Raw genomic sequence first — 26,225 nt, 5'->3', positions numbered from 1 at the left:
TTGTTTGTTTATAAATAGTTCCCGACCAGCAGGAAACAGTCGAAAAAAGCAGTAATTTTACGCCACTAATACGAGAAAAAATGAGTTCAGAGAAAGAAGCCAAACTAAAAGCACTCCAATTAACCCTTGATAAATTAGACAAAACGTACGGCAAAGGCACCGTAATGAAATTGGGCGACCAGGCCGTGGAAGAAGTAGAAGTGATTCCATCGGGTTCGCTCGGGCTGGATTTGGCCTTAGGTGTAAACGGCTATCCGAAAGGCCGCATCGTGGAAATCTTCGGGCCGGAATCTTCGGGTAAAACAACCTTGACTTTGCACGCGATTGCAGAAGCGCAAAAAGCCGGCGGCATTGCGGCTTTTATCGATGCCGAGCACGCTTTCGACCGCCATTACGCCGAGAAACTGGGCGTTGACGTCGAAAACCTCATCATCTCGCAGCCGGACAACGGCGAACAGGCTTTGGAGATTGCTGAAAACCTGATCCGTTCAGGCGCGATTGACGTGGTCGTGATTGACTCTGTGGCTGCCCTGACGCCAAAGAGCGAAATCGAAGGTGAAATGGGCGACTCCAAAATGGGCTTGCACGCGCGTTTGATGTCGCAGGCGCTCCGTAAATTGACCGCTACCATCAGCAAGACAAATTGTACCGTTTTCTTCATCAACCAGTTGCGGGAGAAAATCGGGGTAATGTTCGGCAACCCGGAAACCACAACCGGCGGTAATGCGTTGAAATTTTATGCATCGGTACGTTTGGACATTCGCCGCTCGTCGCAAATCAAAGACGGCGACAACGTCATCGGCAACCGCACGAAAGTAAAAGTCGTCAAGAACAAAGTTGCGCCGCCATTCAGGACGGCTGAATTTGACATCATGTACGGCGAAGGTGTTTCCAAAACCGGAGAAATCCTGGATTTGGCCGTTGAGTTTGAGATCATCAAGAAGTCTGGCTCGTGGTTCAGTTACATGGACTCCAAGTTAGGCCAAGGTCGCGACGCCGTCAAGATTATGTTGAAAGACAACCCTGAACTGTCTGAAGAACTTGAGGAAAAAATCAAGCAGACCATTAAGGAACAAGCAGAATAAACACCAACCCGGAAAAAAATCCGGGTTTTTTTACACCCTAACGCAACCCTTTTTTACATTTTGTATCTTGGGTCTATAAAACAAAAACAGAAAATGAAAAAATTGGTTCTCCTGGCATTGGCCATCGTCTTTTTTGCATCGTGTGACACGGGCGGCGAAGACAATCCACAATTTGCCCTTGGGCCGGTTCATGAGGTAACAATGGCGAGTTCTTTTAAAGTGGACAGTATTTCTGAAATCATGATCCGCTATAAAAGACCGGACGACAGTCACATCTTTCAAGGGTTTTATTACCAAGCGGTAGATTTCAACCGGGTTGTGGCCATCGAATACGCCAAAGTAAATACGGCAAATCCCGGCCAGGACGATCAGATTTACGAAGTGCCGTTGAAGTTCAAGCCAAGGTTTCCCGGAACTTATGTGTTTAAGTTTTGGGACGGAACAAACCAAGACGGAACAGACCATTTTTATGTAGCAGAAGCAGTAGTCAACAACTAATTGTACGGGTTTGAGTTTAGATCAGCTCATCCATGATTGCAAAAACAACGATACCAAGGCCCAAGAACAATTATACAGATTATTTTCATCTAAGTTGTTTGCGATATGCTTGAAGTATTCGCGCAATTATGCGGAAGCTGAAGACAATTTACAGGACGGATTCCTGATCGTTTTCGATAAAATCCACCAATATAATTTTAAAGGTTCTTTTGAAGGCTGGATCAAGCGGATCATGATCAACAACATTCTCCAACAATACCGCAAGGTGAGTTTTTTGGAGTTGACCCATGAGAATATCGCCGATGAGCCAGAGGTTGAAATCGATGAAACGGTATCGCTCGACTTCCTGATGAAAATCATCCAGGAATTGCCCGACCGCTACCGGCTGGTGTTTAACCTCTATGTGATAGACGGCTATTCGCACAACGATATCGCGGATATGCTCGACATTTCAACCGGAACCTCAAAATCAAACTTGTCTCGGGCGCGGGTGATTTTGAAAGAGAAAATAGAAAGCCACACGGCTCAAAATAATTTACCATCGGCAAGATGAGCGAAAGAAAGAATATAGACCGCCTTTTTCAGGAACGTTTCCGGGACTTCGAAGTCACGCCGGACGAAAAGGTATGGCAAAATATTGAAGCCGAGCTCAAGGAAAAGAAACGCCGCCGGATTATCCCGATTTGGTGGAAAGTAGCCGGTGTTGCGGCATTGCTAATGTTGGGATTGCTGATTTTTAACCGATTCACTGCCGCGAAAACGGCAACCGAAAACGCGGTGGTCAATACAGAATCCAACGGGAATTCCGAAGGCAATACCAACGAAAACCAAAGCGTGAATCCTGGCGTAAATACCGGAAACAACCAGTCAACAAATCCGGATTCCATCGCGCCAAACGCATCAGGAACTGAACCGAATCAGAATGTCGCGCCAAACAACCTGACGCCAAAAATTTCCGAAAGAGCCATCGCGGCATCGCCGTCAGGCAGCGGAAATCCTCAAGAGAAGATAAGTGAAAAAGAAATAACTATCCAACCGGGCGCAGATCGCCGCAAGCTTTCCGCTCCCAAAAAACCAAATGCCGTTGGCCAAAACGCCAACAGTGCCATTGCCGCAATGCCTGGAAAGGACGGCCGGATAAATTCTGACGGAAGCTATGCCGCCGGAAATGATTCCGTCAAGAATCAAGGCATTGCAGCCAATGGACACAACAACCAAAGCCAAGGCAATTTGCCAGCCGACGGCTTGAACCATCAGCCTATACGCCAAGAAAACCAAAAAACGGACGACAAACTGGAAGTACAAACCCCTCAAAACACTGGTGTCGCTGCCAACGACATCGAATTAAAAAAGGATTCAGCCGTTGTTGCTGCCGCTGAACCTAACGTGTTGGAAGAATTGTTAAATGAAAAAGAAAACAAAGTTACCTCCAGAGAACAAAAAATAAATAGGTGGCAAATTACCTCCAATGTTGCCCCTATTTATTTTAGTTCTGTGTCCCAGGGTTCGCCGCTGGATTCTCGTTTCGAAGGCAACCGCAAAAGCTACGCGCCGAGTTTGTCATATGGTGTGGGTGCCAAATACAACATCAATAAAAAGTTTGCCATCAAGTCCGGGGTCAATGCCCTTGCGCTTGAATACAATACCACGGACATCGTGTTCTATCAAACCGAAAATGCCCGCGTGATCGAGAACCTCAAACCGAATATGGCGGGTTCATTCGTTCAGGTTGAAAATAAACCTGAAGCCAACGCGGTAACCACAATGAGCCGTGCCCGCAGCCAATATAGTGGCGAAGTGAACCAAAAAATCGGGTATGTAGAAGTTCCGGTTGAAATGACCTACCAATTGCTGGACAAGAAATTCGGAATGGAGTTGATTGGCGGCGTGAGCACACTGTTCCTGAACCGCAATGAAGTGTCGCTCGTTTCGCCGGGCTTGGACATGACCATTGGCGAGGCCGACAACCTGAATTCGGTGCATTTCAGTACAAACGTAGGCGTTGGCTTCCGGTATAGCTTCCTGAAATCATTCCAGGCGAATGTGGAACCGATGTTCAAATACCAAATCAACACGTTCAGCAACGATGCCGGTAATTTTAAGCCATTCTTCTTCGGCCTGTACACTGGCGTCAGCTACAGATTCTAAATTATGTTGGGTTAATTGTTTTATAGTTAAGTTAGAGCTGAGGGATCAGCGGAAAAGCGCCGGGGAAGATGAACCGGCGCTTTTTTTTATTGGAACAATTGCAATTGGTTGTGGATGGTTTCCCAAGCCTTTTCGCGCAACTCCTTGATTTCCTTCTTGTCTGCGGGGCGGTCTTTTGTTTCCATGAACGGATGGATTTTCACCCGCATCATACCAGGACTGCCACTGAAAAACGTGTAGGAAAGCCGCTTTTTGTTGTCGGCGAAAGTAAGCGGCACGATTGGGATTTGGTGTTCAAGCGCCATCCGGAATGCGCCGTCCTTGAATTCGTCGAGCAAAATCGATTCATCGGGCACGCCGCCTTCGGGGAAAATACAGATGCTCAAGCCCTGGTGCAAACGCCGCTGCGCACGTTCAAAAACCTCCATCCGGCTTTTCTGGCTGCCGCGATCGACCATGATGCTGGTGCGTTTGTAGAAAAAACCAAACAGCGGAATCTTGGCCAGCTCTTTCTTCCCGACAAACACGAACGGGTTGCGGACAACGGCCAGCATCAGCATGATATCGGTCATGGAAGTGTGATTGGCGATGAACACATAACTCTCGTGCGGCTTGAGTTCCTGATCGGTCTCGACCTTGTAGTAAAAACCCATACCGTACAAAATGAATTTGGCCCAGATGCGCGCCATGATGAAAAAATACGGATACCATTTCTCCCGCAGAATCGACACGAACAAAAAGGGAAACATGACAATAATGGGCAACGCAATCAAGATGTAGAACCACACGCGCCACAGTATCCAGAAAATACCCTTTAAAATTCTCATACGCCCAAATGTACGGATTGTTTGACAAATAGCTTTACCTTTGCAAAAAATGGTGAAAGACACTAAACACAGGGCGCACGACAAACTTCCGAACCTTGAACTTTAAACCTTGAACTCAAAAACAATGGCCAGAATCCTCACCGGAATCCAAAGCACCGGAACGCCGCATTTAGGAAACCTGCTCGGGGCAATCGTCCCGGCAATCGCATTGTCTAAAGACGCAAAAAACGAAACCTTCCTGTTCATCGCAGATTTGCACTCGGTGACACAGATCAAGGACGGAAACGAATTGCGTCAAAATACGCTGAGCGTGGCCGCGACTTGGCTGGCTTTCGGGTTAGACGTCGAAAAGGTAGTCTTTTACCGACAGTCCGACGTGCCGCAAACCGCAGAGCTTTCCTGGTATTTGAGTTGCTTTTTCCCGTTCCAGCGATTGACCTTGGCGCATTCTTTCAAGGACAAGGCAGACCGTTTGGACGATGTTAATGCGGGCTTATTCAGCTACCCGATGCTGATGGCCGCCGATATTCTTTTATACGACGTGAACTTCGTTCCGGTCGGGAAAGACCAATTGCAACACATCGAGATTACCCGAGACGTTGCTTCGCGGTTCAACCACCAAATGGGCGATACGTTCGTCATCCCGGAAGCGTCCGTCCAAAAAGAAACGATGTATGTTCCCGGTACCGACGGCCAAAAAATGAGCAAATCGCGCGGCAACATCATCAATATTTTCTTAGACGACAAAGCACTCCGCAAACAAATCATGTCTATCGAGACCGACAGTACGCCGCTGGAAGAGCCGAAGAATCCGGAAACTTGTAAAGTCTTCGCGATTTATCGGTTGCTGGCGACTGAATCGCAAGAGACAGAGATGCGCGTAAAATACGCCAACGCAACCCGTGATTTCGGTTACGGACACGCCAAGCAAGCGCTGTTCGAATTGATTGCGGAACGTTTTAAGACCGAACGCGAGAAATACCACCATTACATAGCCAATCCGTCGGAAGTCGAGCAATTGCTCCAGATTGGCGCGCAGAAAGCCGCCGCAGTAGCGAACGGGGTCTTGGTGCGCGTACGCGAAAAATTGGGGTTTAAAGCCTAGAAAACGAATTCGCCCGGTCGCTGTAGCGTATCATTCACGGCTTCCATGCCAACCGATGAAATCTTGAGTTGTCCACCGGTTTTACTGATGGTCACATCCTTGGTAAACTTGAACCGCTTGTTCAGGATTTCTCGGCAGTACGGCGCGGGTTTACGGAACCGGACCTCGGGCAACGAATCGCGGCGCGTCAACTCCATACCGCTGCTCTTGAACGACGCCAGTTTATTCCCGAAATAGAATGTAAACTCATCGCGCACCTCGCCCGTTGTCAATAATGTCAAGGTCAACTTCTCGCCAGATTTGATGAAATGGGCATCTTCCGGTGCATTCACCTGGATCACGCCGCCGTATTCCAGCAAGACCAGATCATACGGCGAATCATTCGTGAAGGTCACGTCGGATGGCGTTTGATTGGATTTGTATGTGATTGGGATGCGCCGCACCAGCGAACTTCTGAACGGATTCTGCCCGGTCGTGATTGTATCCGCAGACTTGACTTCGGTGATGGAATCGCGGTTGAACGCCGCCAGGTAATCCATATTTTCCGAAGACTGCACATCGGCCTGGCGCATGTCATACGTGTAGCCGTAAGGCTCATAACTTGAATTGTAGTCGTAATTGCTGCTGTTGTTGCTGCATTTACTCGAGAAGATGATGACCTTGATGATCAGGATGATGACCAAAAATACCACACGGCCCGAAATGCCCGAACCGGACGATGACGACGACCGTGACACCGCAGCCCCGTTGATGATTTTACTGTTGCCCTGTGTCACGCGGTTCAACTCGTCGTCGAAAGCGTTGTAGGACGGCAAACAAACCATGACGTCGCTGGCAAATTGCGCCTCGCGCCTGCTGTTGTACATGTCCGAAGTCCGGTTGATGACGATCCGAATCTTGTCGTCGAGTTCAATCGAGCGGAAATGCGACAAGACTTCGTAGAAACTCATCAAGCGCATGTATTGGATGGACGAGGTGTCAATTGCGCCTTCCCTTGGCATTCGGCCAATCCCGAATTCCAGTTTGCCCGTAACCCGTTTTTCCAAGCGGTGCAGCGACTCTTCGGGCAAATATTGTTTGACCGTCAAGAAATCGCGGATGGTACTGAAGCGCTCGTTGGTTAATGCCTGGTCTAGCCTAAGCTCCAAGTCGTCGGACAAAAACCTCGAGATGAATGCCCGGACTTCTTCTTCGGAAACATCCGGAAGATATTCGGGGAACGCCTTCCGCGCCAAATCCTTCCCGGTAAAGAAATTATACAAATGACGGCTGCTCAAGACCATAAGCAACGCCCGCGGGTAATCGCGTAGCGCCGAAATCAGGTTGGCCGCCGTGTTGGTGTCAATATCCGGATTAAGCTTCCGTTCCACATTGAGCTGTTTCTCGATGCGGATGATGTCGTTGGCGCTGTGGCCCGAAATGGCGTCGCGCTGAAGTTCTAACCGGGTAAATAATTCGATGATATTCATAGCTTTTTCATAGGCAGCCCGACAAAAATAGGATTTTAAACGAACCGCAGAATCGTTTCCGGAAAAAAACAAATAATTGTATCTTGCCCAGCCTGAATAAGCATCTATGAAAGAAATCATCAACCAATTGTTCGAAATCGAAAAAAAGGTTTCAGACCATAAACTGGATATGCTCGAGCGCAACCTCCAGCGCATCGCACACCAGTTGGAGGAAATGGGCTACCAAGTCGTCAACCCGATCGGGACGCGGTATGACGAACGCGACGCATCGGTGGAAGCCAACATCCTGAACCCGAACGCAAAAACCATTACCCGCGTACTCAAACCCGTGATTTACGCTACCGAAAACGGCAATTACACGCTGCTGCAAAAAGGCGTCGTCATCGTTGAATAAATAGCTATGGACAACATCAATTTTGGCATCGACCTGGGCACGACCAACTCCGGCCTGGCGATGTACGACGGTGGAAAAATCACCGTATTTAAAAACCCGGTCGGTTTCCGCGACACGATTCCGTCGGTGGTTTCGTTCCGAAAAGGACGCATCCAGATCGGCGAGAAAGCCCGTGAACACATCGCCTCGAATACCGGCAACGTCTTTTCGTCGTTCAAGCGGAAAATGGGCTCGGACGAATCGTATGCCGTGCCCGATATCGGAAAATCCGTTTCGCCTGTGGAACTCTCTGCCATGGTGCTCAAGGAATTGCTTTCGTTCGCGCAAGGCCATGCGCCCAAATCCTGCGTGATTACCATTCCAGCGTCGTTTGATACCATCCAGAGCAACGCCACCAAAAAAGCCGGTTACGAAGCCGGATTGCAGGAAGTCGTGTTGCTTCAGGAACCGATTGCGGCTTGCCTCGCCTATTCCAACGCGCAAGGCCAAAACGTGACCGAGGAAAAAAAATGGCTGGTATATGACTACGGCGGCGGCACGTTCGACGCGGCCTTGGTGAGCATCAACGAGCGCGAACTGAACGTCATCAGCCACAAAGGAAACAACTTTTTGGGCGGCGTTGACCTGGACAATCTGATGGTCGAGAAAATCCTGTGTCCGAAAATCGAGAAAGCGGCGAACCTCTCGGGTTTGTGGGCGAAGATGGTTTCGGGCGAAGACTCGTCCATGAAGAAATTGTACTTCGAGTTGCTCTTCAAGGCCGAAGAAGCCAAGAAGGAACTCTCGCTCAAGGACAGCGTTACGATTGAAATCGACACGGAATCGCCGGAACTGTCGGTGGAAATCGATATTTCGAAAACCGAATTCGAAAACGTTTTGGCACCGAAATTCGAGGAAACCTATTCGCTGATGGAAAAACTCCTGCGCGAGAACAACATGCGTTTCCAAGACATCGAACGGATTATACTGGTCGGCGGAACGACTTACATCCCGTATGTCAGGGAAGAACTCCAACGGCGGAGCGGCGTTACCGTAGATTCGAGCATTGACCCGACAACTGCCGTATTGGTGGGCGCGGCGTATTATGCCGGTGCGAAACCGTCCGCACTGGAAGACGAAAAGACCGATGACTTGCCTTCTTTCAACACCAATATCGACCTGAACCTGATTTATGAACCGCATTCCAAAGACAGCGAAGAATTGGTGGCCGGAATCGTTGAGGGTCCATTCAATGGCTACTACCGCATCATGCGCGGCGACGGCGGTTTTGACACCGGCGTGTTGAAGATGGCGCAACGCTTTTCGGAATTCCTGCCTTTGCTCCCGAAAACCACCAACTTGTTTACGCTGTATCTCTACGACGACAACCAGCGTCAAGTGCATACCGATACCATCAAGATCACCAACGGTTTGTATAATATTTCGGGGCAACCGCTCCCGAACGACATCTGTCTGGAGCTGGACGAATCTTCGGGTAAAACCATTCTGGAGCGCATTTTCCGCAAGAATGACATCCTGCCATTGAAGAAAACGATCTACAAGACGTGCTCGAAAAACATCCTGAAGAATTCGGACGACAAGCTCATCATCAATATCGTGGAAGGCAACGCGGGCAGCATGGTGGGCAGCAATTTAAGCATCGGATACGTGGAAATCAGCGGACGCGGCTTCCAACAGGATTTGCTCAAAGGCATGGACATCGAACTCAATTTCAAGATTTCCGAATCGCGGGACTTGAGCGTAAACGTCTACATCAGCTCGCTTGATTTGGAAATCAGCGAAGTGTTCAACCCGCACCAACGGGCCGTTTCGGTGGAGAAATTGCGGTCTGAGATCAAGGACGCGATGGACGAAATCAACCACGAAATCTGGAACGAGGAAGCCGAGGAAAACTTCGATTACCTTTCCAAACTCAAGCGCTGTCTGGACCATTTGGCCGTGTTGTACAATGAAGCGTCGGACATTGCCGAAGACCATTCCACCGACAAGAAATACCAGCTCGACGAAATGAAACGCCTTGCCGTGCAGGAATTCGATGATTTGGTGCGACACAAACACGTGCTCAACGAACTACGGGAATACCAGGACACGCGCGACCTTTTCGAACAATACCTGGAAAAAGCAAGTCCGAAACAGAAAGACGAATTCGAGAAAATCATCCGCAACGAAAAGGAAACGCTCGAGTCGGGCAACAAATACCTGATCCGGAAAAAGAACAAGGAACTCGAGGATTTGCTCAACGACATTTACCGCAACACGCAAGAACGCTACATCGATATTTACTACCATCTGCGTTTTTACGATCCGCGTGAATTCCGCGACCCGTCCAAATTCGAGAAACTCTGCGACCTTGGCGCAAAAGCCATCGACAACCAGAATTATCCGGAGTTGAAATCCATCTGCAACCAAATGTGGACGCTATTGATCAACAAACCGAAAGGCGACGACGATTTGTCTTCGTTCGACGGCAACCTCGGGCTCAAATAACCTCGAAGGATTTGCCCGGCAACGGCCGCACGGCGTTCTTGAGTTCCAGCCCGAGCAAAATCGATGATGTCTTGGAAACCGGCAGGCCACAACCCAGCGCCAAATGGTCGAGCTGTTGCCTGCCGTTGGCTTTCAGGAAATCGTAAACGGGTTGTTCGTCCGGGTCGAGCGCCAAGAAAAGCTGCGTTTGAACGGGTTTGGGTTGTTGTTGCAAATCCCAATTGAGTTGATACACCAAATCTGCGGCGCCGGTGAGCAGCATCGCTTTTTGCGACTTGATCAAGTTGTGGCAACCGCGGCTGAAATGGTCCGTGACGCGCCCGGGAACGGCAAAGACATCGCGGTTGTAATCGTTGGCGATGTTGGCCGTGACGAGCGATCCGCCTTTTTCGGCCGATTCGATCACGATCGTGGCTTCCGAAACCCCGGCGACGATGCGGTTGCGCCTCAGGAAGTTCTCGCGGTTTGGCGCGGTATTGCTCCAAAATTCCGTGAAGAAACCGCCGTTGGCTTCCATTTGGCGGGCATATTTTTGGTGCTGTTTCGGATAGATTTGGTCTAATCCGTGGGCCAAAACCCCGATGGTTTGCAAGCCATTGTCCAAGGCCGCCAAGTGCGCGGCGATGTCGATTCCGTACGCAAAACCACTGACGATGATCGGGTTTACGGGCGTCAAATCGGCGATGATCTGGCGACAGGCTTCAATGCCGTGCGGTGTGGCCTGCCGTGTCCCGACGATGCTGATGATTTTGCGGTCGGCCAACCCGATGTTCCCCGAAGAGAACAAAATAACCGGGCCGTCCGGACAATGCTTCAGCCGAAACGGATAATCATCGTCCAGAAAACCATACGCGCGGATGCCGTGTTTTTCGATGAAAGACAATTCGCCTTCGGCCTGTATAAGGTTGGATTTCTGGTGGATGTTCCGCAGCCGGAACGTACCGATGCCATCTATTTTGGCGAGTTGCGGCCACTTCGCTTGGAAAACCGCTTCGGCGCTGCCGCAATGGGCAAGTAGCTTTTTGATGGAGACATCACCGATGCCTTCGGCCTTTTGCAAGGCGAGCAAGTAAAATAATTCTGTATGGCGCATAATAAAATCTGAATCCCGAAGGTAGAAATTTATGGACTGTTAATAAAATTTGTTGATAAAATTTTGCAGACGGCACTCAATGGTTAAATTTGTTTCCATGAAGATTGAACAATACATTTCGCAGCTTTTGTATCGTTACCAATGTGTTACGGTTCCTGGCTTCGGCGCATTTCTGACCGAAACGCAGTCGGCACATCTCAACGAGAGCTCGAATGCCTTTTATCCGCCTAAAAAACTGATTTCATTCAACGCCTACATCCGCCATAACGACGGGTTGTTGGCCAACCATATCGCTACGGCAGAGAAAACGTCTTACGAAAATGCCGTGGAAGCCATCCAGAGCGAAGTGGACATCTGGAAAAACATCCTGGAAATCAACGAAAAGTTCACCCTGAAAAATGTGGGCGAACTGTCTTTGAACACCGAGAAAAACCTAGTGTTTTCGCCATACGAACAATTGAATTACCTGACCGATGCTTTCGGGCTCAATTCATTCGTGTCGCCGGCCATCAAACGGGAACATTTCAAGCAAGAGGCCCAAGCCGTCGAAGAGAAAGCGCCGGTGGCCTTTACGCCTGAAACGCGCGCCAAACGCGGTTACCTGAAATACGCCGCGATTTTCGTGCTGGCGTTGGGCGTTGCCGGTGCCATCGGGTTCAAGCTCCAGCAAGACAAAGTAGCCGCTGAAACACTTGCGGTGCGCGAAGAAGTCCAGAAGGAAATCCAAGGGAAGCTACAACAAGCAACGTTCTTCATCCAAAGCCCGATGCCGGCCGTATCGCTTTCGGTGACCGAAGCCGAAGAAAAGGCCGACTTGCCATATCATATCGTATCGGGTGCATTCAAGCTGGAAATCAACGCGCAGAAAGCCACCGACGAGCTCGTGGCAAAAGGTTTCCAGGCGCGCAAACTCGAGCGCAACAAACACGGGCTCTATCCGGTAGCCTACGGCAGCTACGCCACGCACGCCGATGCCAAAGCCGCACTTTCACAGATCAAACGCGACGAGAACCCGAATGCCTGGTTGCTCATCGAAAAGAAATAAGTGTTGAGACATTAACACGTTGCCGCGCCAAGGGAAAAACCGTCCGTAGGCGCGGTATTTTTTTGTAAACCCGTTACCTTTGCAAAAAAAACGATGCACCCGAAAACGCCTTCTGAATCATTGACGGTATTGACCGATCTGGTCTTGCCCAGCGAAACCAATCCGCTCAACAACCTTTTTGGCGGTGAATTGTTGGCCCGCATGGACCGCGCAGCCAGTATTGCCGCTAGAAGACATTCGCGCCGCATTACCGTAACGGCATCGGTGAACCACGTGGCCTTCAACCGCGCCATTCCTCTAGGTAGCGTCGTGACCGTGGAAGCGAAAGTGTCCAGGAGTTTTAAAAGTTCGATGGAAATCTTCCTTGATGTCTGGATTGAAGACCGCGAATCCGGCATCAGGACAAAAGCAAACGAAGCGATTTATACTTTCGTGGCTGTGGACGACACCGGACGGCCTGTTGAAGTGCCGGCCATTACGCCCGAAACGGAACTCGAAAAGGAACGATTTGACGCGGCGTTGCGTCGGAAACAGCTCAGTTTGGTGTTGGCCGGAAAGATGAAACCGGACGATGCCACCGAACTCAAAGCGCTTTTTATATAAAACCTTAAGCCGCGAATTCACGAAATTCGGATTGGATATCTCTTGAAATTCGTGAATTCGTGGCGTCTTTTCCAGACTTACATATTGTAAATCCAGTCCTGCGGATTGTTGTAAACCGTATTTTGCAGGATGATGAATTTCAGGACGGTTTTGCCGGTATCGCCGCTCGTGCGGATTTTCCCGAGCGACTGTTTCATCGAGACTTTGTCGCCTTTGTTCACCGAAACGCTGCTCAGGTTCTGGTAGATCGTAAAGTAATCACCGTGCTGCACCATGACAGCTTTATTGAGCGGTGAAATCACGATGACGCGGCTTACCTCGCCACCAAAAACCGCGCGCGCATTGGCACCCGCTTCGGTGGTAATCTCCACGCCGCTGTTGTGCACTTCGATGGTTTTATACACCGGATGCGCTTGGTTTCCGTAGCCCAAAGTCACGACGCCCTTTTCTACCGGCCAAGGCAATTTCCCTTTGTTGGACCGGAAATTATCGGCAATGACCTTGCTTTCGGGCGTAAGGACAATCTTTGTGTCTGACGCTGCTTTCGGACTGGCTTTCCCCGGTTTTCCTTTGGCTGCCGCTACGGCCGTCTTCTTGTTGGCGGCGGCAATCGCTTCGCGGATGAGTTTGTCGATCTGGCGGTCAATGGCCTTGCTTTCCTGCTGTTTCTTTTTGATGTCGGCCAGAATCTGCTTCTTGTCCTTCTTGATTTCCTGAACAATCTTCTCTTGTTCTTTCTTTTCTTGTTCAAGCGCTTCCTTTTCCTTCTGATTTTCAGCCAACAGCTTGTCTTTCTGTCCTTTCTGGATGCTTAACTTTTGGTTGTATACATCCAGATCGAGGGTTTTCTGCCGGATTTCCTCGCCTTGCGCCCGGCGGTAACTGGCGTACTGCTTCATGTACTGTGCCCGTTTGTAGGCTTGGAGGAAACTATTGGACGACAGCAGGAACATCGCACGGCTTTGCTCCGAACGCGCCTTGTAAGACTTTTGGATCAGCGCCGCGTAATCTTCCCGAAGCCTGGCCAAATCTTTCTTGAGCCGGTTGATTTCCACCTGATTGATGTACATGTCGTTGCTCAGCAACTTGGTTTGCTTTTCGGTCGTGCTGATGAGTTTTTGCTTCAGCCCGATTTTTTGCTGCTGCAAAATGAGTTGCGTCGTGGCAGTTTTCTCTTTGTTTTTGACCGATTCCAGCAACTTTTTGTTCTCTTGGATTTCTTTCTGGATCTGCGCCTTACGGGCTTCCAGTTTTTCCTGCTGGGTTTGCTGGGCCATGGCCAACGACGCCAGACAACAGCCTAAAAAGGTTAAGATTTGCTTTGGCATGGTGTGTTTATTCTATGGAAATCCGTTTGTAATCGCCGGGCACGCTGTACGGGAAATTCATTTCTTCGTTGAACGTGGCGGCGTTGTATTCGATGTCGATCCTGACTTTGCCCTTTGGCTGGCTGGCTTCGATGTTGATCCCCGAAGGCAGTGCGATCTGGCCTGATTCATTGAAATTCGGATAAGCCACTTTAAGCATCCTATTCTGCTGTGGTTGGATAATCTGCTGCTGCTTGATCAAGAACTTCCCTGCCTCGAAATAAAACGCTTTCATCGTGCGCTCGTCTGTCGTTTCCAGACGGTACAAAGCATTGTCGATCGTGGCATTGTATGTTCCTTGGGTCAAATCGTCCATGGCCAAACCGATGAGCAGATTCTGGACTTTTTGATAATCCAGATCGGTTCCGAGCCAACGGCTGAGGCTGCTGTAATCGCCTTCGAAATACTCGCCGTTGAGCTTTTCGTAATACTTCACCTCGGTAGGCGTAATGAGCGCTTTGGCCATCGTGATGCCCAAAACACGGATACTCACCAGGATTTTCTCGTCTTTCTTGATCTTGATTTCGGCACTTACATTCTGGGTGTTGTCATTGTCTTCATACCGCGCCGACGACCTGATGTATAACGTACTGAAATCTTTCTTGTTCTTGTAATGGTTCCGGATGATACTGTCTGCAGACAAGGTTTCCTTCGCCTTTTGTTCTGCCAACACGGCCTTGGGTTTACATCCGGCCAATATGATAATAGCGACGAGCGCCAATACTTTCCTCATTTCTTCTTTTGTTGCTGGATCAGCTTTTCCGCCTTCAGGAAATACTGCTCCTTTTTCTTCTGGTCGCCGAGCCCGTTGTAGGCTTCGCCGAGTTGTATGTTCATGTTGATTTCCAGGTCTGTGTCGCCCACGAGATATTCCAGTCCGGCTTCGAGCGCGTCTTTGGCTTTTTTGAATTCCTTTCGCTGGTTGTGCGCCAAGCCTGAATAATAATAGAATTGCGGTTGCAGCGGGAACAGTTCCAGCAAGCCGTCTGCCTTTGTGGCAAGTGCCGAAAAATCGCCTTTTTCGGTGTAGGCCTGCAGCAAAAGCATCGCAGCTTCCACGTCGTCCGGATGGTTGTCCAGCTGGATGGCGTAATACCTGGCGGCTTTGTCCCACATTTTCTTGTTCTGGTAGAACTTGCCCAATTCCTTCGGTACTTCCACGGTATTGTCGTTGCTGAAGTACCCGATGGCTTTCTCCAACGCCGCATCATATTGGGGTTTGTCGATGGCGAAAATCAGAAACTCATTCAGGATGCGGTGCTTGATTTTACCGTCGATTTTTTTGCTCTCGAGCACTTGGTTCATGGCCTTGACCGCCGCATCGCCTTCGCCGTTGTTCAAATGGAATTTAAACAGGCTGACCTGCGCCCAATCAGAAGTCGGGATTTCCTTCTCCAACTGTTTGGCCACTTCCATCGCTTTTTCCTCCTGGTTGCTTTCCGAATACAGGAAAATCAGGGAAATGTAATTGGATTCTTCCTTCGGATTCTTCTTGATCTGGGCAATTAAATTCGCTTTCTCCGGACCTTGGTATTTCGCGTCCTGCAGGATTTGCGCCTTGTAATTGTCGCGGATTTCGCTCTTGCCGATTTCGTCGTTGAGTTGGTTAATCAAATCAAGCGCCTTGTCAAACTGCTGCGTGGTCATGTACAACGACAACAGGTCTTCCCTATAGTCTGCCTTGAACGGTATCAGTTTTTCGACAATCGTAATGGCTTTGTTGTAGTCCTTGGTTTCGTAACACACGTCGTACATGCCTTGCAGGTACCAGCGGTTTTTCGGGTCGAGCTGTGCGGCCTTGTCGAAATATTCGTAGGCTTTCGCATATTGCTTGAGCTTGAGGTAATTCTTACCGAGTTCGAAGAAAATCACCGGATTGTTCGGTTGCAGTTGCAGACACTTTTCCAGCGAAATGACAGCGCGGTCGTAATTCTCGATGCCTTTTTGCTTCAATGCCTCGTAGAACGAATCCTGGAATGCATCGGTATTGAGGGCGATGTCGTCGGGTTCCTGTGGCGGCTGGACTTGTGCCATGGCAATATCAGACATGAAAATCACGCCCGAAAAAGCCAACCCGAAAAATATTTTCCTCAACTCCATTCTGATGTTATTCCAGCACCGAATAATCGCCGATGCTGATGCTGGTGAATTTCCCGTCAAAAGACGCGTGGTTGCCAATCATGGCATTGTCCAGGTTCGCGTTCTTGATGTGAGCATGCGTTTGCACCAAGCTGTTCTTGATGCTACTATCGATGACGTGGCAGCCGCGGCCCAGCGACACATTCGGGCCAACCGTGGCATTGATCAGCACGACATCGGCACCGATATGGCATGGCGGAATGATGGTCGAATTCTCCATCTTTACATTTGCATCCACGAGGTTTTCGCCGTCCTGGTGAAGGAAACCGAGCATGCGCGTATTGGTTTCCACCGTCACGTTTTTGTTGCCGCAATCCATCCACTCGTCCACTTTTCCGGGAACGAACTTCAAGCCTTTCTGTTTCATGTTCTCCAAACCATCGGTGAGTTGGTATTCGCCGCCCTTCACGATGTTGTTGTCCAGCAAATACTGTAATTCGGCGCGCAGGGTTTCGCCGCTCTTGAAATAGTAAATCCCGATGATGGCCAGGTCAGACACATATTCCTTTGGCTTTTCGACGAAATCCACGATGCGTTCACCGTCGAGTTTCACCACACCGAACGCGCTCGGATCATCAACCTGCTTCACCCAAATCACACTGTCGGCCGAAGTATCTAACGTGAAATCGGCACGGAATAGTGTATCGGCATACGCCACGACAATTGGGCCTTGCATGGAATCCTTCGCGCACATGATGGCGTGCGCAGTGCCCAAGGCTTCATTCTGGTAGTAAATGGTACCGCGCGACCCGAGTTTTTCGGCAATCGCGACCAGTTCTATCTCGACCTGTTTGCCGAAATCCTTGTGGATGATGAACGCGATTTCTTCGATGTCTTGGTTGATCACGCCGGCGATGTCTTCCACCAAGCGGTGTACGATAGGCTTTCCGGCAATCGGGATCAGTGGTTTTGGAACGGTTAACGTATGCGGACGCAATCTGGAGCCGCGACCGGCCATGGGTACGATTATCTTCATAAGTCAAATGTCGAAAGTCGAAAGTCGAAAGAGGTTTCCGACGCTAACTTTCATTATTAATTATTCATTATTAACTATTAATTACTTCCTGTGCTGCCGAATCCTCCGGCGCCGCGATCTGTTTCGCTCAAGGCCGAGACTTCTTGCCACTCGGCGCGTTCGTGTTTGGCGATGACCAATTGGGCGATGCGCTCGCCGTTTTCGACGACAAATTCATCGGCCGATAAATTTACTAAAATCACCCCGATTTCACCGCGGTAATCTGCATCGACCGTACCCGGCGAATTCAGGACCGTAATGCCTTTCTTGGCCGCCAAACCAGACCGCGGACGCACTTGCGCTTCATACCCGATGGGCAACTCAATGAACAGCCCCGTCTTCACGATGGCGCGTTCGAGCGGTTTTAGTGTAATGGGTTCAGCTAAATTTGCACGCAAGTCCATTCCGGCTGAGGCGATGGTTTCATAATTGGGCAACGGATGCTGCGACTGGTTGATGATCTTGATGGTCATAATTCTTCTTCTTCGTCTTTAATGACAGGTATCGTTTTACCCGTGCGGCGTTTGATGATTTTCTGTAGCGTGTCTTTCTCGTTGTGGTAGATGAAATACAGGAACAGCAGCATGAGCGCAGCGCCAACGTAATAATTTTCGCGGAAAAAATAAAATGACACACCCGAAAAAAGGATCGAAATGCCCATATAGCCGCCAATGCGTTTCATGTCATACGGAATCGGGTAAGCTTTCCTGCCCATGAAATAAGACATCGCCATCATGGTGCCGTACGCCGCGATGGTGGCGATGGCCGAACCCATGTAGCCGTTGTGGCCTTGCGCTTCCATAAAGGGGATGAGCAGGAAGTTCAGAATGAGTGTTACCGCCGCGCCCACGAGCGAAATCCAGGCACCGATGTGTGTCTTGTCGATCAACTTATACCATACCGACAAATTCGTGTAAATGCCCAGGAAGAAATTCGCCAGGATGATGAGCGGCACGACCTTCATCGCCTGCCAATAGGATGGATCGCGGATGATAAACTGTTTCAGAATGTCGGCCGTGACGATGACCGACAAAAGAATGAACGAGCCGAAAATCACGAAATACTTGGTGACGGTGGCATACGTTTGTTTCGCGTTTTCCTGGCCGGCATGGCTGAAGAAAAACGGTTCGATGCCCAGCGTGTAGGCCGTTCGGAACAGCACCATGAACAAGCCCATCTTGTAACAGGCCGCATACACCCCGACTTCCTCGTGGGCAATTTCGGCCGGGAGCAATTTCGACAACAGGATTTTGTCGAACTGTTCGTTGATGGCGAAGGCGATTCCGGCGAACAAAATCGGCCAGCCGTACCGGAACATCTGTTTCCAAAGCCCGGCGTCAAACTGCCATTTCAGTCGGAAATAGCCGCCGGAAAGCGCAACCAATGTGGCGGCGCTGGCGATGATGTTCGAAACGAAGATGTAGCCGATCTGGAAATCTTCAACGTATATTTTTGCGAAAAGTCCGTCCGGATTGGCGTGCGCGAGTTTCGGCAAGAAAATCAAGAAGAAAATATTGAACGCGAAATTGAGCGCGACGTTCCCGATCTTGATGGCGGCATAACGCATCGGCCGTTGCTTGGCGCGCAGCTGCGAAAACGGCGCGATGACCAAGGCATCGAGTATCACAATCCAAATCGTGTACGTCACATACTTGGCATCGAACCCTGACCAAACCGCCAATTGGTTCCGCAACGAGAGTGCGACGACCAGAAACGCCAATGTGGACCAAAACAACGAAATCGTCGTGGTGGCCACCACTTTCTCTTTGTCGGCTTCCTTGTTGTAAAACCGGAAAAAAGCGGTTTCCATACCATAGGCCAAGATGACGTTGAAGAAAATCATGTAGGCGAAGATTTCGCTCACTTGTCCGTATTCGGCCAAATCGAGTACGCCCGGGCTGGTGTAGAGCGGTGTGAGCAAAAAACTCATCATGCGCGGAATGACGGTAGCCAACCCGTAAATCGCGGTCTGTTTGAAGAGGTTTTTGTACAGGCTCATCTTGTGGATTCTGTGGCAAAAATAACCAATTCCGCGGTTGCCCTTGGCGTAAAAAAATTTACTTATACGCTGCCTTCTGTTGAAAAGTAGGCTTCGCGAAATAAAAAAGCCGGACAAACATCCGGCTTTTGTATTATTGTTCAGATAAATGCTTATCCGTTCAAGGCTTCGGCGCCACCAACAATCTCCAAGATTTCGTTGGTAATGGCCGCCTGACGCGCCTTGTTGTAGGTCAATTTCAACTGGTTGCGCAAAGCCGTGGCGTTGTCGGTTGCCTTGTGCATGGCCGTCATACGTGCACCGTGCTCTGAAGCGAACGAATCGCGGACAGATTTGTACAACTGCGTCTTGAGTGTTTTCGGGATGAGCGTCAGGATGATTTCCTCTTTCTCAGGCTCGAAAATATAATCGACCGAATTCACGACTTTGTCTGATGCAACCGGTGCCAATGGCAGGAATTGCTCGGTCTTGACGATTTGCGTGGCGGCATTCTTGAACTGGTTGTACACCACGATGATGCGGTCATACTTGCCTTCGCGGAACATCTGCATCAACTCTTCGGCGATTGCAGAGACGTTGTCGAAAGTCAGATCGTCGAAAACGCCGTTGTTGTTGTGCACCACATTCCCGGTTTTTTTCAAGGCGTCATTCCCTTTTTTTCCGATGGTGACGTAATCGACTTTTTTGCCGGCATACGCGTTCTCGGTCAAGTTGCGCACTTCCTTGATGACATTGGAGTTGAATGCGCCGGCCAAGCCACGGTTTGAAGTCACGGCCACGATGAGCACGTTCTTCACTTCACGCTGTACGGTGTATTCGCCACCAGTATCGCTGTCCATGGTTGATGACAGGTGCTGCAACAACTCGGTGAGTTTTTCGGCATACGGACGCATCGCAGTGATGGCATCCTGGGCTTTCTTGAGTTTGGCCGCAGAAACCATCTTCATCGCCGAGGTGATTTGCATCGTCGACGACACCGAGGTGATTCTGTTGCGGATTTCCTTTAAGTTTGCCATATTTTTAGTTGCTAGTTCTTAGTTGCTAGTTGTTAGATGGTCTTTTCTAGCCACAAACAACTAACAAACATCAACTAATTAGTTATATTTTGCTGCTACTTCTTTCGCTACTTTCTCGATCACGTCGGTGATTTCGTCAGTGAATTTGCCTGCTTTCAAGGCGTCAAGCGTATCGCGGTGTGAAGCATTCATGAACGACAAGAAGTCTCTTTCGAATTCCTTCACTTTGTTCACCGGCACGTTACGCAACAGGTTTTTGGAACCGGCGTAGATGATCGCTACTTGGTCTTCAACAGTGAACGGATCGTTCTGGCCTTGCTTGAGGATTTCCACGTTGCGACGGCCTTTTTCGATTACGTTGAGTGTAACGGCGTCGAGGTCTGAACCGAACTTGGCGAAGGCTTCCAATTCACGGAACTGCGCCTGGTCAAGCTTCAATGTACCCGCAACCTTCTTCATCGACTTGATCTGAGCGTTACCACCAACACGCGATACCGAAATACCTACGTTGATCGCCGGACGTACACCGGAGTTGAACAGGTCAGACTCCAGGAAGATCTGTCCGTCTGTAATGGAAATTACGTTGGTTGGGATGTACGCCGAAACGTCGCCTGCTTGTGTTTCGATGATCGGCAATGCGGTCAATGAACCGCCGCCTTTTACGATTGGCTTCAAGCTGTCTGGCAAGTCGTTCATGCCTTTGGCGATACCATCGTCATTGATGACTTTACAAGCCCTTTCCAAGAGACGGCTGTGCAGGTAAAATACGTCACCTGGGTACGCCTCACGTCCTGGTGGACGACGCAAAAGGAGCGACACCTCACGGTAAGCCACCGCTTGCTTAGACAAATCATCATAAATAATCAACGCCGGACGGCCTGTGTCACGGAAATATTCTCCGATGGCAGCACCAGCCATTGGCGCGTACACCTGCATTGGCGCAGGGTCGGAAGCATTTGCGGCTACGATGATGGTATAAGCCATCGCGCCTTTTTCTTCCAATTTCTTGGCAATACCTGCTACGGTTGATGCCTTTTGGCCTACCGCAACATAGATACAATATACCGGTTGACCGGCGTCATAAAATTCTTTTTGGTTCAGGATGGTATCGATACAAACCGTTGATTTACCGGTCTGACGGTCACCAATTACGAGCTCACGCTGGCCACGGCCTACCGGAATCATCGCGTCGATCGCCTTGATACCCGTTTGGAGCGGCTCGGTTACCGGCTGACGGAAGATTACACCCGGCGCTTTACGCTCGAGCGGCATCTCGTACAAATCGCCACCGATCGGGCCTTTGCCGTCAATCGGCTCGCCCAGTGTGTTGACCACGCGGCCCAACATCTCTTCGCCTACTTTAAGCGATGCGATGCGTTGTGTCCTCTTGGCAGTAGAACCTTCTTTGATAGCAGTTGAAGGACCGAGCAATACGACACCAACGTTATCTTCCTCAAGGTTCAAAACGATACCTTGCATACCGTTTTCGAACTCCACAAGCTCTCCGTATTGTACGTTCGACAATCCGTAAACGCGGGCAATACCGTCACCCACCTGAAGAACTGTTCCCACTTCTTCCAACGTAGCTCCGGACTCAAATCCTGAAAGCTGCTTCTTCAAAATTGCTGAAATCTCAGCAGGCTTAATCTCTGCCATAATTTATAATTTGTTTTTTAACTCCTGTTTTTACTCTTATTATCGACCGATGGAGATGTTCACCCTCGGGTTGTCATCGTCGTCATCGCGCTCTCTTATGATCACTGTATTGTTGTTGCCGCGGTTGAGTTTGTCGGAAAACGATGTTCCGTATTTCTCGACCAGCCTGTTGACACGGTCTTCGTCCAGCGTGCCGTCGGCGGCCACCACTTTACCATTGTACAAAATCTGGATGATGTCCTTGAAGAATTCGCGGACTTCAATTTTTCGGTTCAACCCTAAAAACGACACTTCGTAATAGTTCGGGTCACCATATTTATTGAACAGCATGTTGGTGGATGGCTCGCTTTGGATGAACTTGATGAAGACGATTTCTTCACCGCTGGCGTTGATCAGCGAACAAACGCTGTCCCAGCCGCCGCATCCGTCGTATTTTAACCAAGCCGCTTCGTCGACCAATACATCGCCTTTCTTGAGCTTGACCTTTTGGGCCGAAGCAGAAAATGCCACGAGGCAAACCAAGATGAATATGGCGCGGAACGACTTCATTAGTTGGCCATTTCTCGTTTCAGGTTCAACAATTTGTCGGCTACCGAAGCATTGTATTGCCTGTCGCCGATACGCAACACAAACCCGCCGATGATGGCCGGGTCAACAATATTTTCCACCACGATTTTCTTGTTTGAAAATTCGAGGATTTTAGACATGACTTTCGCTTCGAGGTCTTTGTCCATTGGGAACGCGGTAGTCACCGTTGCGGTTTCCACACCGTTCATCTCTTCGAACATTTTGCTGTATTGTTCGGCGATGGCACCCAAGATTTCGAAACGCTTGTTTTCGAGCAACAACTTAAAAAGTCCTTTCGTGACACCGTTGGCGCCAGAAAACACTTCAAGCAAAGCACTTTCCTTGACTTCTGATGTCGTGGTCGGGCTCAACAAAAAGCCGCTCAAATCTTCGCTTTCCTTCAAAGCTTGCGCAATACCGAGCATGTCGTTGTTCACGTCTGTGGCAACGCCTTTGTCGTGCGCGATGTCGAGGATTGCTTTTGCGTAGCGGATGGCTGCTCTAGACATATTAGTTCAGTTTAGCGTCGCCCAACATTTTTTCTACAAGCTTCACCTGCGATTCTTTGTTGGATAATTCTTCTTTCAACAGTTTTTCTGCGATCTCCAAAGACAATGAAGAAACCTGCGCCTTCAATTCGGCCATGGCGGCGTTCTTTTCACCTTCGATGGCAGCTTTGGCCTGAGCGATCATTTTTTCGCCTTCGGCTTGCGCGTCGTTCTTGGCTTCCGCAATCATTTTCTCTTTCATTTCGCGCGCTTCCTTAAGCATGGTGTCGCGCTCCATACGGGCTTCCTGTAAAATCCTTTGGTTGTCGGCCTGCAGGTTCTGCATTTCGGCGCGGGCATTCTCGGCTGACTGGAGTGCATTCTTGATGCCTTCCTCACGCTCGTTTACCGCATCAAGGATGGGTTTCCAAGCGAATTTCTTCAAAAGCAAAATCAACCCGATAAACAGAAGGGTTTGCATGATAAACAAGCCTAACGAAAACTGTCCAAATAATTCTTCCATTATATAAAGTATTTTATTGTCGTGGGTTTAATGTTTAAACAAAAGCTGCAACCAACCGTTACAGCTTTTGATCTTTTTGATTACGTTGCAAAGATTGCAGCGAAACCGATACCTTCGATAAGAGCGGCAGCGATCAACATCGCAGTCTGGATTTTACCAGTCGCTTCCGGCTGACGGGCGATAGCATCCATCGCTGAACCACCGATACGTCCGATACCGATACCAGCTCCGATTACTACCAAGCCTGCTCCAATAATCCTAGGAATTTCCATAAAATATGTATTAAAAATTAAACATTCGATTCTTTAGTCCAAAGCCGAAGGCCGAATGACCATCAACCCAAACTTTCTTAGTGATGGGCCACCTCGTGGTGCTCATCGTGGTGATGCTCTTCCACAGCCGCACCGAAATACAGCGCCGCGAGCATCGTGAAAATATAGGCCTGCAACAGCGCGACCAATACTTCAAGGATCATCAACACAAATGCGAGCAAGAATGTCAATGGACCGCCGATAATGTGGTTGGCCGAGTACATCAACGCGACAAGGCTCATGATGACCACGTGACCTGCAATCATGTTCGCAAACAAACGAATCATGAGCGAGAACGGCTTGATGATGGTGCCGAGCAATTCAATCGGCGCAAGGATAATTTTCATCGGCCATGGCACACCCGGCATCCAGAAAATGTGCATCCAGTAATCTTTCTTCGCGGTAAAAGTCGTGATCAGGTAAGTCAGGACAGCCAATGCAGCCGTAATCGCGATATTACCCGTGACGTTTACGCCCAGCGGTGTCAATCCGAAAATGTTCATGAACCAGATGAAGAAGAAAATCGTCAACAAAAAGCTCATGTATTTTTTATAATGTTTCTGACCGATGTTCGGGATGGCAATTTCGTCGCGGATGTACAAAACGATCGGCTCAAAGAACCTTCCGGCACCTTTGGCGATTGAACCATTTTTCTTGTAAGACTTGCCCAATCCAGCGAACAACAGGAAAATGAGCGTGCCCACAAGAAGGATCATGAACACGTTTTTCGTGATCGAAAGATCAAGCGGCTGCACATTGGTGAGATGGCCTTTTGCATCAAGTGTTTCGGTGCCCTGCGCATCTGTACGGTAAATCTTGCCATTATGATGGCTGATCATGTAGTACTTCCCGTTAGACTCGGCTACGGCATGGCCATGCTCAAATTTGGACGATGAAAACACGTGCAGGCCTTCATCCCAAAGAATAACCGGCAACGAAAAACCGACATGGCTTGGGTGCTCTTCGCTTCCGTAAGAAAACAAGTGGAAATCGTGCGAGTCGAGCAAGTGATGCTTGATGAATTCCTTGCGCTCCGCGTCTTTCTTCTCGGCTTCAGACATCGGGGCGGCGGACTCAGCGTGTGGAGAATTGGCCTCTTTGTGTACTGCTACCGAATCGGCAGGATTGGCCCATCCGAAAGCAGAAACCAACATCGAAAAAGTAACAACTATATTAAGGAGTGGTTTTTTCAAAAATACCATAGCGCACGAACTTGATTTTAGTTTCCTGAAATTCGGTGCAAAGGTACATCTTTTCCTGACAAGAAAAATAGTTCTAAAAAATATTTTTGTCGATTTTCCTGATAAAAAACGCATTTATTGCTATTTGTGCAACAAGCTGGTTTTGAAGTGGCTGGTTATTGTTAAAAAGAAAGTAAAAAGGGATTGGTCAACGCTTTTGAAGCATCCGGATGGACACAATAGTCTCAATGGCCAGAAAGATGGCGAACACAGCAAAAAAATTGGCCTTTTCGAACTTGACGTGCGGATGATGCGCCTGCAGGATCGGATGTAACATTACGTACGCCGCCGCGGCTTTTACACAGGTAAACAACATGAAGGTATTGCCTACACTGTCTATGTTTCTCTGCTTCATCCTGATGAGCCACAGCACGATGATCACCGAGCAGACGAAGAAAAAACCGTAAATGGTGACGATGCTGTATTGCCAGTAATCGGTCCAGGTGGACCAGAAATAGCGAAGTGCGACAAAATGTATCGCAAATGCCACGACGGCGAGCGTCATCGCTTCGAATAAAGGCCGGAATCTAAGACTGCTCATCATCTCTATTAATGTCCTTCAACTGCCGGTTCACGTTGTAGAACGCAATGGCAACGCCCGCGAGCGTCAGGATTTTTACGTAAAGGTTGTGTTTGTTCGGGTAATGCGCATCAAGCCATTTTCCGCCGTAGGCAAACAGGAACACGATGACGCCCATTTGTACCGGAATGTTGACGAGCGCCAGCCACTTATTGCGCTTGCGCTTCGGATCTTGGTTCTGGTTGCTGCTCATGCGCTGGCAAATTTTTGATGGCGGATTTCATCACGCACGATGCGCTGAACTCGGCACCCGGTTCAACCGAGAGTTTACTGCAAACCACTTCGCCGTGGATGCTGGCCTTTGACTTTACATTCAGGATTTCGGCCACCTGGATTTTCCCGTCGAACTTGCCTTCGATATCGGCATTCTTGCAGATGATGTCGCCCTTGACCGATCCGGCTGGGCCGATGACGATTTTCCCGTCGCTCTTGAAATTCCCCACCAAATCACCGTCGAGCCTGAAATCGGCGTGCGACAAAATGTTCCCGCGGATAATCGTGCCTTCCACGATGCGGTTGGTTTTGCCGAGCAAATCGGTGTAGGATTTTGGGCTTTTCTCGAACATGGC

The 26,225-nt window shown here is 49.3% G+C and carries 28 protein-coding genes; 9 read left to right on the top strand and 19 right to left on the bottom strand.

Annotated features, from left to right (window positions below; genetic code table 11):
- Positions 1-80 precede the first annotated feature (80 nt).
- From recA to ACM9J1_RS03620, 4 genes are all read left to right on the top strand, one after another.
- Entirely contained in the window at positions 81-1,085 is a 1,005-nt protein-coding gene (recA, locus tag ACM9J1_RS03635) for a recombinase RecA (RefSeq protein WP_415580577.1), read from the top strand.
- A 93-nt stretch (positions 1,086-1,178) separates the two neighbouring features.
- Positions 1,179-1,583: a hypothetical protein gene (locus tag ACM9J1_RS03630; protein ID WP_415580576.1), complete on the top strand. Its 405-nt coding sequence runs from the start codon at positions 1,179-1,181 to the stop codon at positions 1,581-1,583.
- A 10-nt stretch (positions 1,584-1,593) separates the two neighbouring features.
- Positions 1,594-2,136 carry an RNA polymerase sigma factor gene (locus ACM9J1_RS03625; protein WP_415580575.1) on the top strand — a complete coding sequence of 181 codons (543 nt, stop codon included), beginning with the start codon at positions 1,594-1,596 and terminating at the stop codon, positions 2,134-2,136.
- Positions 2,133-3,731 (top strand): hypothetical protein, encoded by a 1,599-nt coding sequence (locus ACM9J1_RS03620; protein WP_415580574.1) that lies wholly within the window; start codon positions 2,133-2,135, stop codon positions 3,729-3,731. The genes ACM9J1_RS03625 and ACM9J1_RS03620 overlap by 4 nt, the downstream gene beginning before the upstream one ends.
- 86 nt (positions 3,732-3,817) lie before the next feature.
- Here the strand turns inward: ACM9J1_RS03620 and ACM9J1_RS03615 are convergent, their stop codons facing one another.
- Complete coding sequence (locus ACM9J1_RS03615; RefSeq protein ID WP_415580573.1) at positions 3,818-4,558, bottom strand: lysophospholipid acyltransferase family protein; 741 nt, start codon at positions 4,556-4,558, stop codon at positions 3,818-3,820.
- 124 nt (positions 4,559-4,682) lie between these two features.
- On the opposite strand from ACM9J1_RS03615, the gene trpS reads away from it, so the two are divergent.
- A complete protein-coding gene (trpS, locus tag ACM9J1_RS03610; protein WP_415580572.1) occupies positions 4,683-5,663 on the top strand; it encodes a tryptophan--tRNA ligase in 981 nt (326 codons plus the stop codon).
- On the opposite strand, the gene ACM9J1_RS03605 is transcribed toward trpS, so the two are convergent.
- Positions 5,660-7,132, bottom strand: a complete 1,473-nt coding sequence (locus tag ACM9J1_RS03605; RefSeq protein WP_415580571.1) for a hypothetical protein — start codon at positions 7,130-7,132, stop codon at positions 5,660-5,662. The two genes, trpS and ACM9J1_RS03605, sit on opposite strands and share 4 nt — an antisense overlap.
- A 106-nt stretch (positions 7,133-7,238) precedes the next feature.
- Between ACM9J1_RS03605 and ACM9J1_RS03600 the strand changes: the two genes are divergently transcribed.
- Positions 7,239-7,526: a hypothetical protein gene (locus tag ACM9J1_RS03600; RefSeq protein ID WP_415580570.1), complete on the top strand. Its 288-nt coding sequence runs from the start codon at positions 7,239-7,241 to the stop codon at positions 7,524-7,526.
- Between the two features lie 6 nt (positions 7,527-7,532).
- On the top strand, positions 7,533-10,013 hold the full coding sequence (locus tag ACM9J1_RS03595) for an Hsp70 family protein (protein WP_415580569.1): 2,481 nt from the start codon (positions 7,533-7,535) through the stop codon (positions 10,011-10,013).
- Here ACM9J1_RS03595 and dprA read toward each other — a convergent pair.
- A complete protein-coding gene (gene dprA, locus ACM9J1_RS03590) occupies positions 10,006-11,106 on the bottom strand; it encodes a DNA-processing protein DprA (protein ID WP_415580568.1) in 1,101 nt (366 codons plus the stop codon). The genes ACM9J1_RS03595 and dprA overlap by 8 nt on opposite strands.
- A gap of 97 nt (positions 11,107-11,203) precedes the next feature.
- Between dprA and ACM9J1_RS03585 the strand changes: the two genes are divergently transcribed.
- Together ACM9J1_RS03585 and ACM9J1_RS03580 are read left to right on the top strand one after the other, a co-directional pair.
- On the top strand, positions 11,204-12,151 hold the full coding sequence (locus ACM9J1_RS03585) for an HU domain-containing protein (protein ID WP_415580567.1): 948 nt from the start codon (positions 11,204-11,206) through the stop codon (positions 12,149-12,151).
- 93 nt (positions 12,152-12,244) lie between these two features.
- Entirely contained in the window at positions 12,245-12,754 is a 510-nt protein-coding gene (locus ACM9J1_RS03580) for an acyl-CoA thioesterase (protein ID WP_415580566.1), read from the top strand.
- 77 nt (positions 12,755-12,831) lie between these two features.
- Here ACM9J1_RS03580 and ACM9J1_RS03575 read toward each other — a convergent pair whose 3' ends face one another.
- The 16 genes from ACM9J1_RS03575 to ACM9J1_RS03500 all read right to left on the bottom strand — a co-directional run bounded on the left by ACM9J1_RS03575 (position 12,832) and on the right by ACM9J1_RS03500 (position 26,222).
- Positions 12,832-14,082, bottom strand: a complete 1,251-nt coding sequence (locus ACM9J1_RS03575) for a murein hydrolase activator EnvC family protein (RefSeq protein ID WP_415580565.1) — start codon at positions 14,080-14,082, stop codon at positions 12,832-12,834.
- A 7-nt stretch (positions 14,083-14,089) separates the two neighbouring features.
- On the bottom strand, positions 14,090-14,854 hold the full coding sequence (gene lolB1, locus ACM9J1_RS03570) for a lipoprotein insertase outer membrane protein LolB1 (RefSeq protein WP_415580564.1): 765 nt from the start codon (positions 14,852-14,854) through the stop codon (positions 14,090-14,092).
- The gene (locus ACM9J1_RS03565; protein WP_415580563.1) at positions 14,851-16,221 is read right to left on the bottom strand and encodes a tetratricopeptide repeat protein; all 1,371 of its coding nucleotides are present in this window, start codon (positions 16,219-16,221) and stop codon (positions 14,851-14,853) included. The genes lolB1 and ACM9J1_RS03565 overlap by 4 nt, the downstream gene beginning before the upstream one ends.
- A gap of 7 nt (positions 16,222-16,228) precedes the next feature.
- Positions 16,229-17,236 (bottom strand): sugar phosphate nucleotidyltransferase, encoded by a 1,008-nt coding sequence (locus ACM9J1_RS03560; RefSeq protein ID WP_415580562.1) that lies wholly within the window; start codon positions 17,234-17,236, stop codon positions 16,229-16,231.
- Between the two features lie 77 nt (positions 17,237-17,313).
- Positions 17,314-17,748 carry a dUTP diphosphatase gene (gene dut, locus ACM9J1_RS03555; protein WP_415580561.1) on the bottom strand — a complete coding sequence of 145 codons (435 nt, stop codon included), beginning with the start codon at positions 17,746-17,748 and terminating at the stop codon, positions 17,314-17,316.
- Positions 17,745-19,274: a lipopolysaccharide biosynthesis protein gene (locus ACM9J1_RS03550; protein ID WP_415580560.1), complete on the bottom strand. Its 1,530-nt coding sequence runs from the start codon at positions 19,272-19,274 to the stop codon at positions 17,745-17,747. The genes dut and ACM9J1_RS03550 overlap by 4 nt, the downstream gene beginning before the upstream one ends.
- A gap of 152 nt (positions 19,275-19,426) precedes the next feature.
- Positions 19,427-20,290 (bottom strand): ATP synthase F1 subunit gamma, encoded by an 864-nt coding sequence (gene atpG, locus ACM9J1_RS03545; protein ID WP_415580559.1) that lies wholly within the window; start codon positions 20,288-20,290, stop codon positions 19,427-19,429.
- 78 nt (positions 20,291-20,368) lie between these two features.
- The gene (gene atpA, locus ACM9J1_RS03540) at positions 20,369-21,946 is read right to left on the bottom strand and encodes a F0F1 ATP synthase subunit alpha (protein ID WP_415580558.1); all 1,578 of its coding nucleotides are present in this window, start codon (positions 21,944-21,946) and stop codon (positions 20,369-20,371) included.
- Between the two features lie 39 nt (positions 21,947-21,985).
- On the bottom strand, positions 21,986-22,495 hold the full coding sequence (locus ACM9J1_RS03535; protein WP_415580556.1) for a hypothetical protein: 510 nt from the start codon (positions 22,493-22,495) through the stop codon (positions 21,986-21,988).
- Positions 22,495-23,022: an ATP synthase F1 subunit delta gene (gene atpH / locus ACM9J1_RS03530; RefSeq protein WP_415580555.1), complete on the bottom strand. Its 528-nt coding sequence runs from the start codon at positions 23,020-23,022 to the stop codon at positions 22,495-22,497. Before atpH ends, ACM9J1_RS03535 begins: the two co-directional genes overlap by 1 nt.
- Position 23,023: 1 nt before the next feature.
- Positions 23,024-23,524: a F0F1 ATP synthase subunit B gene (locus ACM9J1_RS03525; protein ID WP_415580554.1), complete on the bottom strand. Its 501-nt coding sequence runs from the start codon at positions 23,522-23,524 to the stop codon at positions 23,024-23,026.
- A gap of 80 nt (positions 23,525-23,604) precedes the next feature.
- Positions 23,605-23,796 carry an ATP synthase F0 subunit C gene (gene atpE / locus ACM9J1_RS03520; protein ID WP_309640610.1) on the bottom strand — a complete coding sequence of 64 codons (192 nt, stop codon included), beginning with the start codon at positions 23,794-23,796 and terminating at the stop codon, positions 23,605-23,607.
- Between the two features lie 77 nt (positions 23,797-23,873).
- Positions 23,874-25,037, bottom strand: a complete 1,164-nt coding sequence (gene atpB, locus ACM9J1_RS03515) for a F0F1 ATP synthase subunit A (RefSeq protein ID WP_415580553.1) — start codon at positions 25,035-25,037, stop codon at positions 23,874-23,876.
- A gap of 187 nt (positions 25,038-25,224) precedes the next feature.
- On the bottom strand, positions 25,225-25,617 hold the full coding sequence (locus ACM9J1_RS03510; protein WP_415580552.1) for a hypothetical protein: 393 nt from the start codon (positions 25,615-25,617) through the stop codon (positions 25,225-25,227).
- Entirely contained in the window at positions 25,604-25,849 is a 246-nt protein-coding gene (locus ACM9J1_RS03505; RefSeq protein ID WP_415580550.1) for an AtpZ/AtpI family protein, read from the bottom strand. The genes ACM9J1_RS03510 and ACM9J1_RS03505 overlap by 14 nt, the downstream gene beginning before the upstream one ends.
- Entirely contained in the window at positions 25,806-26,222 is a 417-nt protein-coding gene (locus ACM9J1_RS03500; RefSeq protein ID WP_415580549.1) for a bactofilin family protein, read from the bottom strand. The genes ACM9J1_RS03505 and ACM9J1_RS03500 overlap by 44 nt, the downstream gene beginning before the upstream one ends.
- Positions 26,223-26,225: the final 3 nt, after the last annotated feature.

The sequence above is a fragment of the Flavobacterium longum genome, assembly GCF_965137575.1.
Taxonomy (GTDB): Bacteria; Bacteroidota; Bacteroidia; order Flavobacteriales; family Flavobacteriaceae; genus Flavobacterium; species Flavobacterium longum.
Note: the sequence above shows the minus strand (reverse complement) of the source record. Positions and strands in the feature narration are given on the sequence as shown.

Excerpts from the sequence above, each read along its gene's own strand:
- ACM9J1_RS03525 (WP_415580554.1), bottom strand. The coding sequence starts at position 23,524 with ATGGAAGAATTATTTGGACAGTTTTCGTTAGGCTTGTTTATCATGCAA.
- atpA (WP_415580558.1), bottom strand. The coding sequence starts at position 21,946 with ATGGCAGAGATTAAGCCTGCTGAGATTTCAGCAATTTTGAAGAAGCAG.
- ACM9J1_RS03575 (WP_415580565.1), bottom strand. The coding sequence starts at position 14,082 with ATGCCAAAGCAAATCTTAACCTTTTTAGGCTGTTGTCTGGCGTCGTTG.
- atpH (WP_415580555.1), bottom strand. The coding sequence starts at position 23,022 with ATGTCTAGAGCAGCCATCCGCTACGCAAAAGCAATCCTCGACATCGCG.
- ACM9J1_RS03630 (WP_415580576.1), top strand. The coding sequence starts at position 1,179 with ATGAAAAAATTGGTTCTCCTGGCATTGGCCATCGTCTTTTTTGCATCG.
- ACM9J1_RS03605 (WP_415580571.1), bottom strand. The coding sequence starts at position 7,132 with ATGAATATCATCGAATTATTTACCCGGTTAGAACTTCAGCGCGACGCC.
- ACM9J1_RS03535 (WP_415580556.1), bottom strand. The coding sequence starts at position 22,495 with ATGAAGTCGTTCCGCGCCATATTCATCTTGGTTTGCCTCGTGGCATTT.
- ACM9J1_RS03595 (WP_415580569.1), top strand. The coding sequence starts at position 7,533 with ATGGACAACATCAATTTTGGCATCGACCTGGGCACGACCAACTCCGGC.
- ACM9J1_RS03550 (WP_415580560.1), bottom strand. The coding sequence starts at position 19,274 with ATGAGCCTGTACAAAAACCTCTTCAAACAGACCGCGATTTACGGGTTG.
- recA (WP_415580577.1), top strand. The coding sequence starts at position 81 with ATGAGTTCAGAGAAAGAAGCCAAACTAAAAGCACTCCAATTAACCCTT.
- ACM9J1_RS03500 (WP_415580549.1), bottom strand. The coding sequence starts at position 26,222 with ATGTTCGAGAAAAGCCCAAAATCCTACACCGATTTGCTCGGCAAAACC.
- atpE (WP_309640610.1), bottom strand. The coding sequence starts at position 23,796 with ATGGAAATTCCTAGGATTATTGGAGCAGGCTTGGTAGTAATCGGAGCT.
- ACM9J1_RS03560 (WP_415580562.1), bottom strand. The coding sequence starts at position 17,236 with ATGAAGATAATCGTACCCATGGCCGGTCGCGGCTCCAGATTGCGTCCG.
- ACM9J1_RS03510 (WP_415580552.1), bottom strand. The coding sequence starts at position 25,617 with ATGAGCAGTCTTAGATTCCGGCCTTTATTCGAAGCGATGACGCTCGCC.
- dprA (WP_415580568.1), bottom strand. The coding sequence starts at position 11,106 with ATGCGCCATACAGAATTATTTTACTTGCTCGCCTTGCAAAAGGCCGAA.
- lolB1 (WP_415580564.1), bottom strand. The coding sequence starts at position 14,854 with ATGAGGAAAGTATTGGCGCTCGTCGCTATTATCATATTGGCCGGATGT.
- ACM9J1_RS03585 (WP_415580567.1), top strand. The coding sequence starts at position 11,204 with ATGAAGATTGAACAATACATTTCGCAGCTTTTGTATCGTTACCAATGT.
- trpS (WP_415580572.1), top strand. The coding sequence starts at position 4,683 with ATGGCCAGAATCCTCACCGGAATCCAAAGCACCGGAACGCCGCATTTA.
- ACM9J1_RS03600 (WP_415580570.1), top strand. The coding sequence starts at position 7,239 with ATGAAAGAAATCATCAACCAATTGTTCGAAATCGAAAAAAAGGTTTCA.
- ACM9J1_RS03565 (WP_415580563.1), bottom strand. The coding sequence starts at position 16,221 with ATGGAGTTGAGGAAAATATTTTTCGGGTTGGCTTTTTCGGGCGTGATT.
- ACM9J1_RS03620 (WP_415580574.1), top strand. The coding sequence starts at position 2,133 with ATGAGCGAAAGAAAGAATATAGACCGCCTTTTTCAGGAACGTTTCCGG.
- ACM9J1_RS03580 (WP_415580566.1), top strand. The coding sequence starts at position 12,245 with ATGCACCCGAAAACGCCTTCTGAATCATTGACGGTATTGACCGATCTG.
- atpG (WP_415580559.1), bottom strand. The coding sequence starts at position 20,290 with ATGGCAAACTTAAAGGAAATCCGCAACAGAATCACCTCGGTGTCGTCG.
- ACM9J1_RS03505 (WP_415580550.1), bottom strand. The coding sequence starts at position 25,849 with ATGAGCAGCAACCAGAACCAAGATCCGAAGCGCAAGCGCAATAAGTGG.
- ACM9J1_RS03615 (WP_415580573.1), bottom strand. The coding sequence starts at position 4,558 with ATGAGAATTTTAAAGGGTATTTTCTGGATACTGTGGCGCGTGTGGTTC.
- atpB (WP_415580553.1), bottom strand. The coding sequence starts at position 25,037 with ATGGTATTTTTGAAAAAACCACTCCTTAATATAGTTGTTACTTTTTCG.
- dut (WP_415580561.1), bottom strand. The coding sequence starts at position 17,748 with ATGACCATCAAGATCATCAACCAGTCGCAGCATCCGTTGCCCAATTAT.